The sequence below is a fragment of the Mucilaginibacter sp. P4_G9 genome, assembly GCF_056400985.1.
In genome coordinates this window covers 1-2,012 of the sequence record NZ_JBFUKF010000635.1, presented here as the reverse complement: position 1 = coordinate 2,012, position 2,012 = coordinate 1, and the positions used below count along the sequence as shown (strand labels likewise).

The window sequence follows — 2,012 nt, the reverse complement described above, 5'->3', positions numbered from 1 at the left end:
GGTAAGTTGAAAGCGTGGCATATGGATTAATAGCCTGGCTTCCGGTTAAGCCCCAGCTGCCCCTGATTTTGAATGTATCAAAAAGGTTGAGTTTTTTAATGAATGGTTCTTCAGAAAGTTTCCAGCCTAAAGCAACTGATGGGAAGGTACTTTCCTGGTTGGTTGGTTGAAACTTTGAAGACCCGTCTCTCCTGACTGAAACGGTCAGCAAATATTTGTCTTTAAAGGCATAGTTTACCCGGCCCAAATAAGATATTAAAGCCGACCCTGAGTATGCAGAACCGGCCGACTGCGTAGTGGATAAGGCAAGGTTATCATAGCCCAGGTTAGCAAACGTAAGGTTATTAGCATTAGCGCTAAACCCTGTTGAAGTATATTTCTGCTGCTCAAATACCGCGGTTACGTTTAAGCTGTGCACATTGTTGAACAGATGCGAATAGTTTAACGTATTGGTGTTTTGCAAATTGAACAATTCTGTAGATGTGCGGCTGGCGTTTGGAACATTATTGGTAATAGTTGGCCCGGAATAGTTTTTGCCTTGAATATTCTGATAATCTACACCAAAGCTTACGTCCAACGAAAGGTCCTTAAAGAAGTGGTAATTTGCACCTCCATTTAAGGTTATATTGGAGTTGTCGACAATATTTTCAGCATCAGTTGCCAAAGCAACGGGGTTACTACGAATGGAACCCAGCGGATCTACGATAGTATATGTTCCGGCAGCCGTCCTTACCGGTGTAGTGGGTGCCCATGCCAGGGCCTGGTTAACAGAGCCACCGGTACCCTGATTTCCTGTATTCAGTGTTTCTCTTCGTATGGCCGAGATATTGAGCCGTGTTGTTAGTTTATCCGAAAACTGTGTATTAATGTTAGATCTGAGGGCATACCGCTTAAAGTTTGAATTAATAACAATACCATCCTGGTTAAGATAATCGCCCGAAATAAAGAATTGTGTTTTTGCATTGCCGCCCGAATAGCCTAACTTATATTCCTGCCCGGGCGCATTCCTGAAAACCAAATCCTGCCAATTAGTTCCGCCAGTGGTTTTGAAATTATCTATTTGTGCCGGGGTAAAAAAAGGTGATATACCAAGAGCCGCATTGCGGGCATTTACCGTTGTAGCAAAGTCAGCTGCGTTTAGCAGATCCATTTTCTTGATAACCTTTGATGAATAAAAAACAGGTGTAAGGGTTATTTCCTGTTTTTGCGAATTTCCTTTTTTGGTGGTTATCAAAACAACGCCGTTTGCTCCCCTGCTACCGTATATTGCTGTGCTTGACGCGTCTTTCAAAACTTCAATATTAGCGACGTCATCAGGATTCAGGCTATTGAAATCGCCACCTATAAAACCATCAATAACGTAAAGCGGATTGTTATCCCCAAGTATAGAATTGGAACCCCGCACCCTGATTTTAACATCACCGCCGGGTGCGCCGGAATTGCTAACCACCTGCACACCTGCAACCCTGCCCTGTAAGGCCTGGTCAATACGGGTAACCGGCTGATCTTTAAAATCTTTGGATGACAGGCTGGATAAGGAACCAGTTACATCAGACTTCTTCTGAGTACCATAGCCAACAACTACAACCTCGCTAAGCTTACCCAAAATTTCGTGCAGGGTGATGGCAACAAATGGCTCTTTAGCCTTTGCAGTGAATACATAAGACTGATATCCGACAAATGCAATCTCTATTTTATCCCCCTCGTTCGCCGTTATTGCAAATTCGCCATTGGCGTTGGCTCCCGTATGAGTATTAGCATTTTTATTGGTAACTGTCGCACCACTCAACGGTCTGCCTAATGAATCTACAACCTTTCCCGAAATATCTATTTTTATTAAAACACTCGTTTTCGGTTGATTATCTTGCAAAATCTCCTTCCTGGTTATGACAATATTATTTTTGACGAACTTATACGTTAGAGGTAGGTCCTTTAAACTTGCCTTCACTGCATCTTCTACTGAAGCGTCCTTTAGCTGAACAGTGATTTGTATATTTGGTAAATCCTTACTG

The 2,012-nt window shown here is 42.7% G+C and carries 1 protein-coding gene; it reads right to left on the bottom strand.

Annotated features, from left to right (window positions below):
* On the bottom strand, nt 1–1,870 hold a 1,870-nt coding region (locus AC1DPZ_RS26190), incomplete at its 3' end, for a SusC/RagA family TonB-linked outer membrane protein (RefSeq protein WP_477409035.1).
* Nucleotides 1,871–2,012: the final 142 nt, after the last annotated feature.